The organism is Allobosea psychrotolerans, from assembly GCF_002917105.1.
GTDB classification, from domain to species: domain Bacteria; phylum Pseudomonadota; class Alphaproteobacteria; order Rhizobiales; family Beijerinckiaceae; genus Allobosea; species Allobosea psychrotolerans.
On the sequence record NZ_PQFZ01000013.1, the window covers coordinates 83,308 to 99,490 of the forward strand.

General features: G+C 67.3%; 13 protein-coding genes. 5 read left to right on the forward strand and 8 right to left on the reverse strand.

What is annotated here, in order from left to right; translation table 11 throughout:
- Window positions 1–142 precede the first annotated feature (142 nt).
- Window positions 143–1,000, reverse strand: a complete 858-nt coding sequence (locus CYD53_RS20210; protein WP_103719884.1) for a D-amino-acid transaminase — start codon at window positions 998–1,000, stop codon at window positions 143–145.
- A gap of 178 nt (window positions 1,001–1,178) precedes the next feature.
- Between CYD53_RS20210 and CYD53_RS20215 the strand changes: the two genes are divergently transcribed.
- Complete coding sequence (locus CYD53_RS20215) at window positions 1,179–2,165, forward strand: D-2-hydroxyacid dehydrogenase family protein (protein WP_103719885.1); 987 nt, start codon at window positions 1,179–1,181, stop codon at window positions 2,163–2,165.
- Window positions 2,166–2,362: 197 nt separating this feature from the next.
- Here CYD53_RS20215 and CYD53_RS20220 read toward each other — a convergent pair whose 3' ends face one another.
- The 5 genes from CYD53_RS20220 to CYD53_RS20240 form a co-directional block, all read right to left on the reverse strand.
- Complete coding sequence (locus CYD53_RS20220; protein WP_103719886.1) at window positions 2,363–3,961, reverse strand: ABC transporter ATP-binding protein; 1,599 nt, start codon at window positions 3,959–3,961, stop codon at window positions 2,363–2,365.
- 1 nt (window position 3,962) lies between these two features.
- The gene (locus tag CYD53_RS20225) at window positions 3,963–5,084 is read right to left on the reverse strand and encodes an ABC transporter permease subunit (protein ID WP_103719887.1); all 1,122 of its coding nucleotides are present in this window, start codon (window positions 5,082–5,084) and stop codon (window positions 3,963–3,965) included.
- Window positions 5,085–5,094: 10 nt separating this feature from the next.
- A complete protein-coding gene (locus CYD53_RS20230; RefSeq protein ID WP_103719888.1) occupies window positions 5,095–6,015 on the reverse strand; it encodes an ABC transporter permease subunit in 921 nt (306 codons plus the stop codon).
- A gap of 154 nt (window positions 6,016–6,169) precedes the next feature.
- Window positions 6,170–7,771: a peptide ABC transporter substrate-binding protein gene (locus tag CYD53_RS20235; protein WP_103719889.1), complete on the reverse strand. Its 1,602-nt coding sequence runs from the start codon at window positions 7,769–7,771 to the stop codon at window positions 6,170–6,172.
- 322 nt (window positions 7,772–8,093) lie between these two features.
- Window positions 8,094–10,397, reverse strand: a complete 2,304-nt coding sequence (locus CYD53_RS20240; RefSeq protein WP_103719890.1) for an NADP-dependent malic enzyme — start codon at window positions 10,395–10,397, stop codon at window positions 8,094–8,096.
- Window positions 10,398–10,706: 309 nt separating this feature from the next.
- Between CYD53_RS20240 and CYD53_RS20245 the strand changes: the two genes are divergently transcribed.
- Genes CYD53_RS20245 through CYD53_RS20255 form a run of 3 tightly spaced genes read left to right on the forward strand, consistent with a single transcriptional unit; the run spans window position 10,707 to window position 13,397 of the window.
- Window positions 10,707–11,741, forward strand: coding sequence for an AAA family ATPase (locus tag CYD53_RS20245; protein ID WP_210202388.1), 1,035 nt, complete (start codon window positions 10,707–10,709; stop codon window positions 11,739–11,741).
- The gene (locus CYD53_RS20250; protein ID WP_181011950.1) at window positions 11,738–12,997 is read left to right on the forward strand and encodes a vWA domain-containing protein; all 1,260 of its coding nucleotides are present in this window, start codon (window positions 11,738–11,740) and stop codon (window positions 12,995–12,997) included. The genes CYD53_RS20245 and CYD53_RS20250 overlap by 4 nt, the downstream gene beginning before the upstream one ends.
- A gap of 13 nt (window positions 12,998–13,010) precedes the next feature.
- Window positions 13,011–13,397, forward strand: a complete 387-nt coding sequence (locus CYD53_RS20255) for an LCCL domain-containing protein (RefSeq protein WP_181011951.1) — start codon at window positions 13,011–13,013, stop codon at window positions 13,395–13,397.
- Window positions 13,398–13,697: 300 nt separating this feature from the next.
- Here the strand turns inward: CYD53_RS20255 and CYD53_RS20260 are convergent, their stop codons facing one another.
- Together CYD53_RS20260 and CYD53_RS20265 are read right to left on the reverse strand one after the other, a co-directional pair.
- The gene (locus CYD53_RS20260; RefSeq protein WP_069690405.1) at window positions 13,698–13,934 is read right to left on the reverse strand and encodes an Lrp/AsnC ligand binding domain-containing protein; all 237 of its coding nucleotides are present in this window, start codon (window positions 13,932–13,934) and stop codon (window positions 13,698–13,700) included.
- A 221-nt stretch (window positions 13,935–14,155) separates the two neighbouring features.
- Window positions 14,156–14,995 carry an alpha/beta hydrolase gene (locus tag CYD53_RS20265; RefSeq protein ID WP_103719956.1) on the reverse strand — a complete coding sequence of 280 codons (840 nt, stop codon included), beginning with the start codon at window positions 14,993–14,995 and terminating at the stop codon, window positions 14,156–14,158.
- 185 nt (window positions 14,996–15,180) lie between these two features.
- Between CYD53_RS20265 and CYD53_RS20270 the strand changes: the two genes are divergently transcribed.
- Complete coding sequence (locus CYD53_RS20270) at window positions 15,181–16,179, forward strand: asparaginase (RefSeq protein WP_103719894.1); 999 nt, start codon at window positions 15,181–15,183, stop codon at window positions 16,177–16,179.
- Window positions 16,180–16,183: the final 4 nt, after the last annotated feature.

Here is a 16,183-nt window from a genome sequence, read left to right on the forward strand (position 1 = left end):
GGAGAAGGGAAAGCGCGCGCCGACAGGCGTGGGGGAACCCTCTTCCGGAGGGAGACGGCAAGTTGTCGCGCACTGGTCAAGAGCCCTGCCCGTGTTCAACAAACTCGGAGACTGTTGAACACGGGATGCGCCGGGGCCGTTCTCACCCCAGAACGCCGCCCTTCCGAGCGAAATCGACATAGATCTCGCGCAGGCGCAGCGTCGTCGGTCCCGGCGCGCCGTTATGGATGGTGTGGCCGTCGAGCGAGGTCACCGGCATGACGAAGGCCGTGGCGGAGGTGATGAAGGCCTCCTCGGCGTCGAGCGCCTCCTCGAGGGTGAAGGTCCGCTCCTCGAAGGTGAAGTCGGTCTCGGCCAGGAAGGCGAGCACGGCCTTGCGCGTGATGCCGGGCAGCACCTTGTTGGAGAGCGGGCGCGAGATCAGCGTCTTGCCCTTGACGATCCAGGCGGTTGCCGAGGCGCCCTCGGTGACGACGCCGTCCTCGACCAGCCAGGCGTCATTGGCGCCCTGCTCGGCGGCATATTGCTTGGCGAGCACCTGGCCGAGCAGGCCGACGCTCTTGATGTCGCGCCGTTCCCAGCGCAGATCAGGGAAGGTCACGACCTTGATCCCGGTCTTCACGGTCGGCGCATTCACATAGTTGCGCGCCTGGGTGAACAGCACCAGCGTCGGCTTGATGTCTTTGGGGAAGGCGAAGTCGCGGTCGGCCGCACCGCGCGTGACCTGCAGATAGACGCCGCCCTCGTCGAGGGCGTTGCGCTTGATCATCTCCTCATGGATCGCGACCAGCTCAGTGCGCGACCAGGGCAGTGGCAGGTTGATCTCGCCGCAGGAGCGCTCGAGCCGTGCCAGATGCGCCTCGCAATCGACGAGCTTGCCGCCGAGCACGGCCGAGACCTCGTAGATGCCGTCGGCGAAGATGAAGCCACGATCGAAGACCGAGATCTTCGCCTCTTCCTCGGGGAGGTATTCGCCATTGACGTAGACGATGCGGCTCATGGGGCAGACTCTTGGATCGGAGGGCTTGGGGATAGCCCTCTTTCCTAGCCGAGCCTTTCCGGCGAGGCGAGCCTCAAAGCCGGCTTGCGGATCAGCGCGGCGCGCAACACTGTGCCCGCGCCGCGAGAGTAGGATGCGTTGCAGCTGAGGCGGCCGAGCTGAAGTGAAGGAAGTCTGCATGAACCGTCCTCTCGTCATCGTCCTCGACGACAGCCAGCATGTCGCCCGGCAATCCGCCGACTGGTCCGGGCTGGAGGCCCGGGCGGACGTTCGTTTCCTGAGCCAGGCGTTCGCCAGCGAGGAGGCGGTCGCGGCCGCGCTGGCCGACGCCGAGATCATCATCCCGACGCGCGAGCGCACGGCCTTCGGCGCGTCGCTGATCGGCCGCTTGCCGAAGCTCAGGCTCCTGGCGCTGACCGGCGGACGCGCCCAGACGCTCGATCTCGCCGCCTGCACGGCGGCCGGCGTGATCGTCAGCAACACCGGCGGAAAACATGTCGGTGCGGCAACAGCCGAGCTCGCCTTCGCGCTGATTCTCGCCAATGCTCGCAGCCTGCCGCAGGCCGATGCGCTGATGCGGGCCGGCGGCTGGCATGAGGGCCTGCCGCTGGGAGATGTCGTTGCCGGCAAGCGGCTCGGCATCGTCGGCCTCGGCAAGCTCGGCCAGCGCGTGGCGCGCTACGCCAAGGCCTTCGACATGGAGGTCGTCGCCTGGAGCCAGAACCTGACCGCCGAGGCCGCCGCAGCCGCAGGCGTAGCCTATGTCGGGAAGGATGAACTGTTCGCGACCTCGGACGTGGTCTCGCTGCATCTCGTCCTGTCCGAGCGCACGCGCGGCATCGTCGGCGCGGCCGAGCTTGCCGCGATGAAACGCGGCGCCTGCCTGGTGAACACGGCGCGTGGCCCGCTCATCGACGAGGGCGCCCTGCTGGAGCATCTGCGCAAGGGCGCGATCCGTGCCGCGCTCGACGTCTACGATCAGGAGCCGCTGCCGCGCGATCACCCGCTGCGGAGCTTGCCCAATGTCGTGCTGACGCCGCATCAGGGCTATTCCGCCGCGCCGGTCCTGGCCGAGTACTATGGCGAGAGCATCGAGAACGCGCTCGCCTTCCTCGACGGCAAGCCGACCCGGGTGATGAATCCGGAGGTGCTCGGGCGTTCCTGAGCGTTTTCGACGGCACCGCACCGTCATTCCGGGACATGGCGAAGCCATGGGCCTGGAACCCAGAACCGCTAAGCGTCCTCGTGAAGCGACCCGGCGACCCGTGCCTTCTCAGGCAGCCGCATCGGTTCTGGGTTCCGGGCTCGATCCTTCGGATCGCCCCGGAATGACGGAGCGGTTGTTGCGGTCGACATCTCCGCTCAAGCCTTGATCGAAGCCGCGATCAGCCGGCGCGTGTAATCCGCTTGCGGCGCCTCGAAGATCGCCTCCGTCGGCCCGCTTTCGACGACGCAGCCATCCTTCATCACCATGACCCAGTCCGCCATGGCGCGGACCACGCCAAGGTCGTGGCTGATGAAGAGATAGGAGAGGGCATGCCGGGCCTGCATGTCCTTGAGCAGCGCGACGATGCTCTTCTGCACGGTGCGGTCGAGCGCCGAGGTCGGCTCGTCCAGCACGACGAGCTTGGGGTGCAGGATCATGGCGCGGGCGATCGCAATGCGCTGGCGCTGGCCGCCCGAGAATTCATGCGGGTAGCGGTTGCGCAAGGCAGGCTCGAGCGAGACCTCGGCCAGGGCCTGCGCGGCGCGCAGGTCGCGCTCGGCGCGCGTGAGATGGGGCGCATGCACGAGCAGGCCTTCGCTGACGATCTCGCCGACCGTCAGGCGTGGCGAGAGCGAGCCGAACGGGTCCTGGAAGACGACCTGAAGGCTGCTGCGCAAGGGCCGCATCGCGGCGCGGTCGAGCGGCGCGAGGGCGCGGTCCTCGAAGCGGATCGTGCCAGCCGACGGCACGAGCTTCAGCACCGCCTTGCCGAGCGTCGACTTGCCTGAGCCGGATTCGCCGACGATGCCGATGGTCTGGCCGCGCCGCAGCGTCAGGTCGACGCCGTCCACGGCGTGGAGCAGGGCGGTCTCGCGGCGCAGGAAACCGCGCGACAGATCATAGCTGACGCGCAGATCCCGCGCCGAAAGCAGGATGGGCGCGTCGTCGGGCGGCGGCGCCTTGCGGCCTTCCGGCTCGGCTGCGAGCAGCATCCGGGTATAGGGATGCGCGGGCGCGCTGATGATCTGCCGCTTCGTCCCGCTCTCGACGACCTCGCCTTGCCTCATCACATAGACGCGCTCGGCATGCTGGCGCACGAGGCCGAGATCATGGGTGATCAGGATCACCGCCATGCCGAGACGCTGGCGCAGTTCCGCGATCAGCGCCAGGATCTCCGCCTCGATGGTGACGTCGAGCGCCGTGGTCGGCTCGTCGGCAATCAGGATGTCGGGGTCGTTGGCGAGCGCCATCGCGATCATCACGCGCTGGCGCTGGCCGCCGGAGAGCTCGTGCGGGTAGGATGAGAGCCTGGCTTCGGGCCGCGGCATCCTGACCAGTTCGAGCAGTTCGAGCGCCCTGGCGCGCGCCGCCTTGCGCGACAGGCCCTGATGCTTGCGCAAGGGTGCGGCGATCTGCGCGCCGATCTTGAACAGCGGATCGAGCGAGGTCATCGGCTCCTGGAAGATCATCGCGAGCTTGCGGCCGCGATAGGCGTTGAGCGCGGCGGCCTTGAGGCCGAGCAGTTCCGCGCCGCGATAGCGGATCGAGCCCGTCGCCTCGCCGTTGCTGGCGAGCAGGCCCATGGCGGCCATGACGCTCTGGCTCTTGCCGGAGCCGGATTCGCCGACGATCGCGACGAATTCGCCGGCCCCGACATCGAGATCGACGCCGCGCACCGCCTCGACCATGCCGTCATTGCTGCGGAAGCGGACATGGAGATTGCGGATCGAGAGGATGGGATCGCCCGTCGTCATCCTAGCGATCCCTGGGGTCGAGCGCGTCGCGCAGGCCGTCGCCGAGGAAGTTGAGCGCAAACAGCGTCGTCACAAGGGAGGCTGCGGGGAAGGCCAGCATCCACCAGGCGCCCTGGATGGCGCGCGCGCCGTCCGAGATCAGCGCGCCCCAGCTCGTCATCGGCTCCTGCACGCCGAGCCCGAGGAAGGACAGGAAGCTCTCCAGCAAGATGACCTTGGGCACCAGCAGCGTGACATAGACGATCACGGGGCCGAGTGTGTTGGGGATGATGTGGCGCCAGATGATGCCGCCCGTGGTGACGCCCAGTGCCTCGGCCGCCAGCACATATTCCTGCCGCTTGAGCGAGAGCGTCTGGCCCCGGACGATCCGGGCCATGTCGAGCCATTCGATCGCGCCCACTGCCAGGAACATCAGGATGAAGTTTCGGCCGAAGAATACCACCAGCAGGATGACGAAGAAGATGAAGGGCAGGGCGTAGAGCACATCGACCACGCGCATCATCAGCATGTCGATGCGCCCGCCGAGATAGCCGGCGGCCGCGCCATAGAGCACGCCGATGATCAGCGCGACGCCGGTCGCGAGCAGGCCTATGGCCAGCGAGACGCGCCCCGCGATCAGGGTGCGGGTCAGGAGGTCGCGGCCATTCGCATCGGTGCCGAACAGGAAGCGCTGACGCTTGAGCGGGACCTCGAGGGCAAGCCTGCGGCCCTCCTCTTCATTCGCTGTGATCCGGGGTGTGCCGAACTGGTCGGAGCGGTCGAAATAGACCAGCAGGCGCTGGTCGATCGGGCGTGGCGAGGTCAGCGTCAGGCGCAGGCTTTCGCCCACGACCGCGACATCGCCCGGCGTCGCGCGGATGCGGGCGGCGATGCGCTGGACGGCGGCGGGGATCGCATCGGCTTTCGGATAGCTCTCCAGGCTGGCGGGCACGCGGACATAGTCGGGATAGACCCGGTCGTAAGGGTGGCCGGTGAGCCAAGGGCCGGCGATGCAGGAGAGCGCCATCAGCCCCAGCACGATCAGGCTCGCGACCGCCGCGCGGTTGCGCATCAGGCGGTTGCGCGCATCCTGCCAGAGCGAGCGGCCGATCATGGGCAGGGGCGTGAGAGGCGAATCGCTCATCGCGCCATGCTCAATCCAACCTGACGCGGGGGTCGAGCAGGGCGTAGAGCAGGTCGACCGCGAGGTTGAAGACCAGCACGAAGACGGCGATGACGACGACCGTGCCCATCACCAGCGTGTAGTCGCGGTTGAGCGCGCCCTCGACGAAATAGCGGCCGATGCCGGGAATGCCGAAGATCGTCTCGACCACGACCGAACCGGTGAGAAGGGCTGCCGCCGCCGGGCCGAGATAGGAGACCACCGGCAGGGCCGAGGCTCGCAGCGCATGCAGTGCGACCGTTGAACCGTCGAGCCCCTGGGCACGCAAGGTGCGGATATGGTTGGCGCGCAGGGTCTCGATCATGGCCGCCCGCGTCATCCGCGCGATCACCGCGATCTGCGGCAGCGCCAGCGTGACGACCGGCAGGATGACGTTGCGCAAGGCCCCGCCATTCCAGCCGCCGACCGGCAGCCAGGCGAGCGTCAGCCCGAAGACGATCTGCAGCACCGGCGCGACGACGAAATTGGGGATGGTGATGCCGGCCGCGGCGAAGCCCATCACCGCGTGGTCGGCGTTGCCGTTCTGGCGGAAGGCGGCAAGCGCTCCCAGCGGCCCGCCGATCAGGAGGGCGAGCGCCAGCGCGCAGGCGCCGAGCCGCATCGAGACCGGCAGGCCCTGCGCGAACAGTTCGGCGATCGAGAAATCGCGGAAATAGAAGGACGGGCCGAAATCGCCGCGCAGCAGCGCGCCGAGATAGGTCAGGTATTGCTGATAGAGCGGTTGGTCGAGCTGGTAGATGCGCCGCAGGTTCTCCATCACCTTGGCCTCCAGCGGCCGTTCGAGATCGAACGGCCCGCCGGGCGCGACGCGCATCAGGAAGAACGACAGCGTCACCACGACGAAGAGCGTCGGGATCGCGGTTGCGAGGCGGCGCAGGATGAAGGGGAGCATCAGCGGACGCGCCGCGTCATTCCGGGGCGGCCCGCAAGGGCCGAGCCGGGAACCCACGACCGGGTGAGACTTGCGCCGAAACCAGTCGCAAACGCCCGTCCAGTCGTGGGTTCCGGGTTCGCGCCTTTGGCGCGCCCCGGAATGACAGCAAGATTCAAGGCTTCAAGCTCAGGAACCGCGTCGGGATCGCCCCGCGCAGGTTCTGCTCGAAGCCGACCAGCTTGGGCGAGACCAGGTTCTTGGTGGAATAATACAGGATCGGGATCCAGGGCACGTCGGCTGCCAGGATCGCGTCGGCCTCGCGCAGGATCGCGGCGCGCTTGGCGAGGTCGACCTCGTCGGCGGCGGTCTTCATCAGCTTGTCGAAGGTCGGGTTGTCGTATTTGCCCGAGTTGAAGCCGGTATTGTCGCTCTGGAACAGGAAGAGGAAGTTCTGCGGGTCGGAATAATCGCCGATCCAGCCATAGCGGGCGACGTCGAAATCGCCGCCGTCGCGCAGGAAGGCGAAATGCGTCTTGCCGTCGGTGTTGATGAAGGAGGTTTCGACGCCGATCGCCTTCCACTGCTCGGCGATGGCGATCATGGTGCGGCGGTTGTTGTCGGTGGTGTTGTAGCGCAGCTGGACTTTCAGCGGCACTCCGGGGCCGAAGCCCGCGGCGGCGAGCAGCCGCTTCGCCTCGTCCTCGCGGTCGAGCGGCGAGGCGTTCTTGAAGTCGGCCTCGGCGCGCTCGCCGTAATTGCCGATATTGGGCGGGATCACGCCATAGGCCGGCAGCATCGTGCCGCCCCAGATCTCGTCGGCGATGAATTCGCGGTCGATCACCAATGACAGCGCCCGGCGCACGCGGACATCGTCGAAGGGCTTCTTGGCGCTGTTGATGATCAGGAAATAGGTGCCCAGATAGGGCGCGACCTTGACCTGGTCGCCGAGCTTCTCGCGCAACTGCTTGATCTGGTCGGCCGGGATGTCGGTCGTCAGGTGCAATTCGCCGGCCTGGAAGCGGCGCGCCGCGGCAGCCAGATCCGAGGAGGGGTAATAGATCACCGTGTCGATCTTGACGTTGGCGGCGTCGTGGAAGGCCTTGTTCTTGTCGAGCCGGATATGGGAGTTGGGCACGAACTCCTTCAGCACATAGGCGCCGTTCGAGACCCAGTTCTCCGGCTTGACGAAATCCTTGCCGAACTTGGCGACCGAGGCCGGGTGGACCGGCAGCCCGCTCTGATGCGTCAGCAGTTCAAGCAGATAGGGCGTCGGCCGCTCCAGCTTGAGCTCGAGGGTGTGCTCGTCGAGCGCCTTCACGCCGAGATCGTCGAGCCTGGTGTCGGCAGCGGCCTTGTTGATCTTCTCGGCATTGAGGATGGGATAGAGGATATTGGCGTATTTCGCCCCGGTCTCAGGGTTCACCATCCGCCGCAGCGAGAACACGAAATCAGACGCAGTGACCGGGTCGCCATTCGACCATTTCGCGGTGCTGCGCAGCTTGAAGAGGTAGGTCTTGCCGTCCGGCGACATCGTCCAGCTCTCGGCGACGCCGGGCACGACCTCGCCCTTCATGCTGTGGATGACCAGCCCCTCGGAGAGGTCCCGCAGCAGATGCGCTTCGGTGACCGTCGAGGTCTTGTGGGCGTCGAGCGTCTCGGGGTCGCCGTCATTGCCGCGGTGGAAGACCACCTGAGCGGCGGCCGTCGCCACGCCGGAGATGGCAAAGCCTGCGGCAAGCAGGAAGGGCACGGCGCGGCGCGTGACGTCGAACATGGAAGCCTCCCCTGGCGGTGGCCGACTCTGCGGCGCACAGGCATCGTCAGGGAAGTAGAGCCCGGCTTTCAGCGCCTGCCAAGGCGGAAAAACAGGTCTTGGAGACCGGTGGTTTGAATTGGAACCACGGCGTCATTCCGGGGCTGCGCCCCCGGGTCCGACCTTTGGTCGGCCCAAGGATAAACTCCGCGAAGATCCGTCATTGCGAGGAGCGTGAGCGACGAAGCAATCCAGGAGGTTTCGCTCGACGGCCCCTGGATTGCTTCGCGGAGCCTGGACTCGGGCTTGCCGAGGCAAGACCCGGGTGCTCGCAATGACGCGTCTAGCCAGCCACTGCGATTGCCGCCCGCTCCTGCGCCTCGACCACCGCCAGCGCCGTCATGTTGACGACGCCGCGCGCCGTCACCGAGCCGGTGAGGATATGGGCGGGCTTGGCCGCGCCGATCAGGATCGGCCCGACGGGCAGCGCGTCCGCCAGCACCTTGGCGAATTGATAGGCGATGTTGGCGGCGTCGAGATTGGGGAAAATCAGGACGTTGGCGACGCCCTTCAGGCGCGACGAGGGCAGCACGCGCTCGCGCACCATGGCGACGAGCGCGGTATCGGCCTCCATCTCGCCGTCGCATTCCAGCTCCGGCGCACGCTCGCGGATCAGGCCGAGAGCCTTGCGCATCTTGAGCGAGGAGGGCGTGTCGGCGGCGCCGAAATCCGAATGCGAGAGCAAGGCGATCTTGGGTTCGATGCCGAAGCGCGCGACATGGCTCGCCGCGAGCACCGTCATGTCGGCGATCTCCTCGGCGGTCGGGTCGGCCTTCACATGGGTGTCGGCCAGGAAGAAGGCGCCCTTGTTGGTGATGATCAGGGTCATCGCCGAGATGTCGCAGACGCCGGGCTGCAGGCCGATGATGTCCTTGATGTGCCGCAGCCGCGAGAGATAGCGCCCCTCCAGCCCGGCGATCATGGCGTCGGCCTCGCCGCGCGCCACGGCCAGCGCCGCGATGACCGTGTTGTTGGTGCGCACCAGCGAGCGGGCGGCGTCGGGCGTGATGCCGCGCCGGCCGGCGATGTCGAGATAGGTCTGGACGTAGTCGCGATAGCGCGGATCGTCCTCCGGATTGATCAGTTCGAAATCCCGGCCGGGCTTGATCGACAGGCCGAAGCGCTCGATGCGCGTCTCGATCACGCTCGGGCGGCCGATCAGGATCGGGACCGCGAGCCCTTCCTCGAGCGCGACCTGGGCGGCGCGCAGCACGCGCTCATCCTCGCCCTCGGCATAGATCACGCGCTTGGGGTCGGCCTTCGCCTGGGCGAAGAGCGGCTTCATGATGAAGCCGGAGCGGAAGACGAAGCGCGACAGGTCCTCGCGATAGGCCTCGACATCCTCGAGCGGTTTGCGCGCCACGCCGGTCGCCATCGCGGCCTCGGCGACGGCGGGTGCGATGCGCAGGATCAGGCGCGGGTCGAAGGGGTTGGGGATCAGCGAGGTCGCACCAAAAGTCGAGGCCTCGCCGCCATAGGCGCGCGCCGCGATGTCCGAGGTCGCCTCACGGGCAAGCGCCGCGATGGCGCGCACGGCCGCGAGCTTCATCGCCTCGTTGATCGTCGTCGCCTGCACGTCGAGCGCGCCGCGGAAGATATAGGGAAAGCACAGGACGTTGTTGACCTGGTTCGGATAGTCCGAGCGCCCGGTGCAGATCATCGCGTCCGGGCGCACGGCGAGCGCGTCCTCCGGCGTGATCTCGGGGTTGGGGTTGGCGAGCGCCAGGATCAAGGGCTTGGCTGCCATCTGCTTGGCCATCTCGGGCTTGAGCACGCCCGCCGCGGAGAGGCCGAGGAAGATGTCGGCGCCGCCGATGACCTCGGCCAGCGTGCGGGCGTCGGTCTCCTGCGCATAGACCTCCTTCCAGCGGTCCATCAGCGTGTTGCGGCCCTTATGGACCACGCCTTCGAGGTCGGTGACCCAGATATTCCGGCGCTGGGCCCCGAGCGAGACCAGCAGGTTGAGGCAGGCGAGCGCGGCGGCGCCTGCGCCGGAGACGACGATCTTGACTTCGCCGATATGCTTGCCGGAGAGATCGAGCCCGTTCAGCACCGCCGCGCTGACGATGATCGCCGTGCCGTGCTGGTCGTCATGGAAGACCGGGATCTGCATCCGGGCCTTGAGCTGCTCCTCGATCTCGAAGCATTCGGGACCCTTGATGTCCTCGAGATTGATGCCGCCGAAGGTCGGCTCCAGCGCCGCGACGACCTCGACGAATTTCTCGATGTTCTTCTGCTCGACCTCGATGTCGAAGCAGTCGATGCCGGCGAATTTCTTGAACAGGACCGCCTTGCCCTCCATCACCGGCTTGGAGGCGAGCGGTCCGATGTCGCCGAGGCCGAGCACGGCGGTACCGTTGGTGATGACGGCGACGAGGTTCTGGCGCGAGGTCAGTTCGGCGGCCTGGCTGGGATCGTCGACGATCGCCTCGCAGGCGGCAGCCACGCCGGGCGAATAGGCCAGCGCCAGATCGCGCTGGTTGCCGAGCGGCTTGGTCGCCTGGATTTCGATCTTACCGGGGCGTGGGCTGCGATGGTAGACGAGCGCGCCCGAGCGCATATCCGCCGACAAGGTACTCTTGGCCATCCCCACGCTTCCTTCGCATCGCCGTCAATCCGAGCAAACGGGGTCGCGCGGAAAAGCGGCGGCGTCAAGCGCGGGCGGGAGATGAAGGGCTCGCGCCGAGGCAAATTCTTCGAACCCGCACCGAGCCCAGCTGCCGAAGGCAGCGTGGAAGCCCGCCGCCAGCCCAGCATGAATGGCGGCTTAACAAGGCCGGCATCGCGAAAAAATAATGCGCTTGGAGCGCCATGGTTGCGCTGAATTATCGTTCCCACATGCCCGCCGCTCGGTCATTGGCCGGCTGTTCCTGGCGGTTCTTCCTGGGAGGGGATGATGGACGCAATGCGCTCAGCCTTCGACGAAGTCGTCACGCTGCGTCAGGCCAAGCAACTGATCCAGTGCATGGCTCATGAGCAGAGCTTTCTGCTGCTTTCGGCCCCGGGATTGGGCAAGTCCGAGCTGGTTTATGAGGCGGCGCGCGAGGCCGGCCTGCCCTGCCGCTCGCTGCTCGGCACGCAGATCGCTCCTGAGGATGTGAGCGGTATTCCGCGCATCATCGGCGAGCGCTCGGTCTTCTGCCCGCCGCGCGTCCTGCTGCCGGAGAAGCCTGAACCCTTCTGCCTGTTCCTCGATGAATTGCCGGCCTGCTCGCCCGACGTCCAGAAGGCGTTCTACTCGCTCCTGCTCGAGCGCCGGCTCGGCGAGCATGCCCTGCCCAAGGGCACCTGGGTGGTCGCAGCGGGCAACCGCCTGCAGGACCGCGCCCTGGTGCGGGCGATGAGCTCGGCCCTCGTCAACCGCGTCACCATCCTGCAATTGCGGGTGGATGTCGCGGAATGGCTCGCCTGGGCGCAGCGCGCCGGCGTCCGGGCCGAGATCCGCAGCTTCATCGCGACGATTCCCGACGCCCTGATGCGCCCGGTGCCGGCCGAGCCGACGCCGTTCTCGACGCCGCGCGCCTGGGCGCTGCTGTCGCGCGCGCTCGACATGGCCCAGAAGGCCGGGCTGCTCGGCAACGAGACGCGCCGGGCGCTGGCTTTCGGGCGGCTCTCGCCGGAGGATGCGGTGGTGTTCTGCGCGCTGGCGGAGGATTCGATCGGCGCCGTGCGGCCGCTGGAGGAATATCTGCGCAAGCCGGAGCTCCTGCCCAAGGGCGATTCGGCGCGCTGGTTCATCCTCGACTGCATCCGCCAATTCGTCCGCGACGGCCGGGCTGACGGCATCAGGCCGCATGTCGTCAACCGCTTCCTGCGCGCCCTCTCCAGCGAGCATCAGCTCCTCCTGCTCAACGACATGGTCGAGACATGGGGCGCGCTCGGGGCCGACCGCGCCATGCACGCGCTCCTGCGCAAGGTCGCGGCGGCATGAACGGCGCTCCGGAGAGGCCTGCCGATGAACGCGCCACCCGCGCGCGGATCGCGAAGGGCTTGCGGCTGGTGACAGTCCCGTTTCCGCATCTCTCGGGCCTGGCGGCGGCGGTGCGCGTCGAGATCGATGCGCGCGTGCCGACGATGGGCGTCTTCGCCTCCGGCCGGATGCTGGTGAACCCGTCCTTCACAGCGCGGCTCTCGGCCGACGATCTCGTCTTCGTGCTCGCCCACGAGCTCCTGCATCTGGCGCTGCGCACCCATGACCGGGCGCGCGGCAGCGCCGCGCTCGAGTTCAACTACGCCCATGACTACATCCTCAACGACATCCTGCGGCAGGCGTTGGGCACGGTGACGATCCCGGCGGGCGGGCTCGACATGCCCGGCGCGCGCGAGAAATCGGCCGAGGAGATCGTCCTCGACATGCGCCGCAGCAGCCACTTCATGTCCTCCCGCACGCAGGTCTGGGAGGGACAGGTCGCGACCGTCGAGCAGGTGCTCGGCGCTGCCCGGCAGGCGCCCGACGGCACGATGGGCGACGCGCTCGACGCCAGGCGCGAGCGCGAGCTTTTCCCGCAGGACACGGCCGACCAGGCTGAGCGCAGCCGGGCGATCCGCGATCTGGCCGGGCGCGGCATGGTGCTGGCCAAGGCGATGGGCGCGATGCGCGGACGCGGTGACGGGCCGGGTGGTTCGCAGCAGCATGTCCAGGCACAGCGCGGCCTCTACCGCACGCCCTGGCATGTCGCGCTCCAGATCTGGCTCGAAGGCGCAGCACCGGGCGAGCGGAGCTTCACCCGCGCCTCGCGGCGCGGCAACGACCGCACCGATCTCGTGATGCCGGGCCGCAAGCGCCATTCCTGGATGCTCAACGTCATCCTCGACACCAGCGCCTCGATGGGGGACGAGATCCCGCTCGTGCTCGGCGCCATCGCCGATTTCTGCGATGTGGCCGGGGTCGACGAGATCCGCGTCGTGCAGTGCGATACCGTCGTGACCTCCGACGAAATCCTCTCGCCGGGCGGGCTCGCGACTTACGAGATCTCAGGCTATGGCGGCAGCGACCTGACGCCGGCGCTCGCCGCTCTGGCCGAGGATGGGCGTGTGACCGCCGCGGTCGTCATCACCGATGGCGACATCACCTACCCGGCCGAGCCCGTTCCCTATGCGGTGCTCTGGGTGCTGCCGAAACCCTCCTCGACCTTCCAGCCGCCCTATGGGCGGGTCATCACCCTGGAGCCGGGAGACATGCCGTGAAAGGAGGCTTGCCATGAAAGTCGTCCAGGACCTGATCGCCTATTTCGACCGGCGCGGACAGCTGTCGCGCCGGCAGCTCAAGAAGCTGCTCGATCAGAACTCCGTCGCCTCCGAGGCGCCGCCGAACATGCACGGACTCTGCGAAAAAGTTGGTGCGGTCTATTATTTCCGCATTACGGGCGTGGTCGAAGGCCAGCTCTGGGGCACGGATATCTATAGCGGCGATTCGGCGCTTGGGGCTGCCGCCGTGCATATGGGGCTGCTGAAGCCCGGCAAGACCGGCGTTTTCCGGGTCACGGTGGTGACGCCGCCGGAAAAATTCCCCGGCACCGAACGCAACGGCGTGACCAGCACCGAATATGGCAGCTACCAATATGCCTGGCAGCTCTCGGCGATTTGAACGCGGGGCTGGCGACGATGCCCTGAATTGCTCGTTGTGGCTTGCTCTGACGGCCTTGAGCGCTGAGCGATGGCGCTATTCTCTGCCGTCATTCCGGGGCGATCCGAAGGATCGAGCCCGGAACCCAGAACCGATGCCGCTGCTTGAGAAGGCAAGGGGGGGCCGGCTCGCTTCACGACGACACGCATCGGTTCTGGGTTCCGGGCCCATGGCTGCGCCATGTCCCGGAATGACGGCAGAGAATAACGTGGTCGCCGAGCGTCGTGAGATTAAGCCGTGGCGGAGAGCCTACGTCTCCGCTCAGAACGCCTTGAACGTAATGATCGTGTGCGTGTCGGAGATTTCCGGGATCGACTGCACCTTCTGGGCGATGAAATGGCCAATATCGACATCGGCCGCGACATGGAACTTCGCCAGGATGTCGTAATTGCCGGCGGTCGAGTAGATTTCCGAGGCGATCTCGCGGTCGGCGAGTTCGCTGGCGACCGCATAGGTCTTGCCGAGCTTGCATTTGATCTCGACGAAGAAGGTCTGCATCGTGGGGCTCCGCAACTCATCAGAGGCTTTTGTGGAAACAACCCTCAGCCCTCATCCTGAGGAGCCATTCCTTTTGGAATGGCGTCTCGAAAGATGTTCCAGGAGGCTCCCGAACCATCTGGAGCATCCTTCGAGAGGCCGCTGCGCGGCTCCTCAGGATGAGGGCTGGAGGCGTCGAAACGGACGCTCAACTTCTGGATAGAGCCTCCGGCATGGTCAGATCAAGCGCCGGCGAGTTCGGCGAGCCTGCGGCTCATGGCGCTTGCGGGGTCAGTGAGGTCGGCGAGCACCGTGAAATGGTTGGCCCCGGCGATCTCGCCATAGCGTGTGCGCACGCCTTCGAGGCCCCAGACATCGACGATGCGGCGGCTCTGCTTGAGATACTCCTCGCTCTCGGCCCCGCCGACGACCGCATCCATGACGAGGCCGGAAGGCGCCGGCCAGAACAGCGGGCTTTCGCGCTCGGCGGCTTCCATGTCGAGGTTCAGGGCGCCGTTGATGCTGGTCTCGGTCAGCGGCTTCAGATTGTAGAGGCCGGAGATGCCATAAGCCGCCGGCACGAGCTTTTCCGGCAGGTCGGAAGCGACGTTCTTCCAGTCGGTCGCGAGCAGGCAGGCCGAGAGATGTCCGCCGGCGGAATGGCCGGCCGCAACGACCGGCAGGTTGAAACGCCGCCACAGCGCGGCGGCAGCCTGCTGCATCTCCCAGACGATGTGGCCGAGATCGACCTGCGGGCAGAGATCATAGCCCGCGACCGCGACGGGCACGCCGAGCTGGTTCAGCCCGCGCGCCATATGCGAGAAGAAGCCCGGATCGAGCGCCTGCCAGTAGCCGCCATGGATGAACATGACGATGGCGTTGCCGCGGACGGCCTGGGGCTTGAACAGGTCGTAATACTGGCGCGCGCTGTCGCCATAGGACACGCCGAGTTCGCAGACGGCGCCCTCGCGATAGGCGGCCGCGTCGCTGGCCCAGCCGGCGATGATGCCGGGATGCTCGGGCACGCGGGCGCGGTTGTTGTATTCGGTCTCGTAGTCCGGCGAGGTTGCAGTCTCTGGCATCAGCGGCTCGAAGGCTTCCCGGTTCCTGTTTGCAGCCCGGATCGGCGCGGGCGCGCGCCGCTTCCATCGCAGGCCGCGCCAGTTTGCGCCATCGCTTTTGACAGGTCGAGCGCCAAACGCCACAAGGCCACGCGCCGGCCGCATGACCCTGTCGAAGATTGGCCCGCCGGATATCGGAGCCTGCCATGGAAAATCCCGTTCTCGCCGAGGTCACCCGCGGAAACACCGTCGAGTCGCGCCATCGCGGCGCGCTGATCGTCGTCGATGCCGATGGCGGCGTGGTCTTCTCGGCCGGCGATGTCGAGCGGCCGGTGTTCCCGCGCTCGGCCGTCAAGGCGATCCAGGCGCTGCCCCTGTTCGAGAGCGGCGCGGCCGATCGCTACGGCCTGAGCGAGCCGGAAATCGCGCTCGCCGTCGCCTCCCATTCCGGCGAGCCGCTCCATGCCGAGACCTCGCTCGCCATGCTCAGGAAGGCCGGGCGCGATGCCGGCTGCCTGGAATGCGGCGCGCATTGGCCGATGAACGAGGCCGCCGCCCGCGCCATCGCCAGGGCAGGCGCCGAGCCGAGCGCCTTGAACAACAACTGCTCGGGCAAGCATGCCGGCTTCGTCTGCCTCGCCTGCGGGCTGGACGAGGATCCTGCCGGCTATGTCGGGGCTGGCCATGCCGTGCAGCAGGCGGTGCGCGGGGCGCTGGAAGGCGTCACCGGTGCAGCGCATACAAGTGAACGGATGGGCACGGATGGCTGCTCGATCCCCTCCTATGCCGTGCCGCTGAAGGCGCTGGCGCTCGGTTTCGCCCGCCTCGGCACCGGCCATGGCCTCGGCCCGGAGCGCGCCAAGGCTGCGGCCCGCATCCGCAAGGCGGTGGCGGCCCATCCCTTCATGGTGGCCGGAACCGGGCGCTTCGACACCCGCGCGATGGAGCAGCTGCGCGAGCGCGCCTTCATCAAGACGGGCGCCGAGGGCGTCTATTGCGGTTCGCTGCCGGAGCTCGGCTACGGCATCGCGCTGAAATGCGACGATGGCGCAGGACGGGCGGCCGAGGTCGTCATGGCGGCGCTGATCGCGCGCTTCCTGCCCTTGGACGAGGCTGAGGCGACAGCCTTCGCGCCGCTGCGCGAAAGCGTGCTGAAGAACTGGAACGGCATCGAGGTCGGGCGGGTGAGGGCGGCCGGCTTCTGAGCGA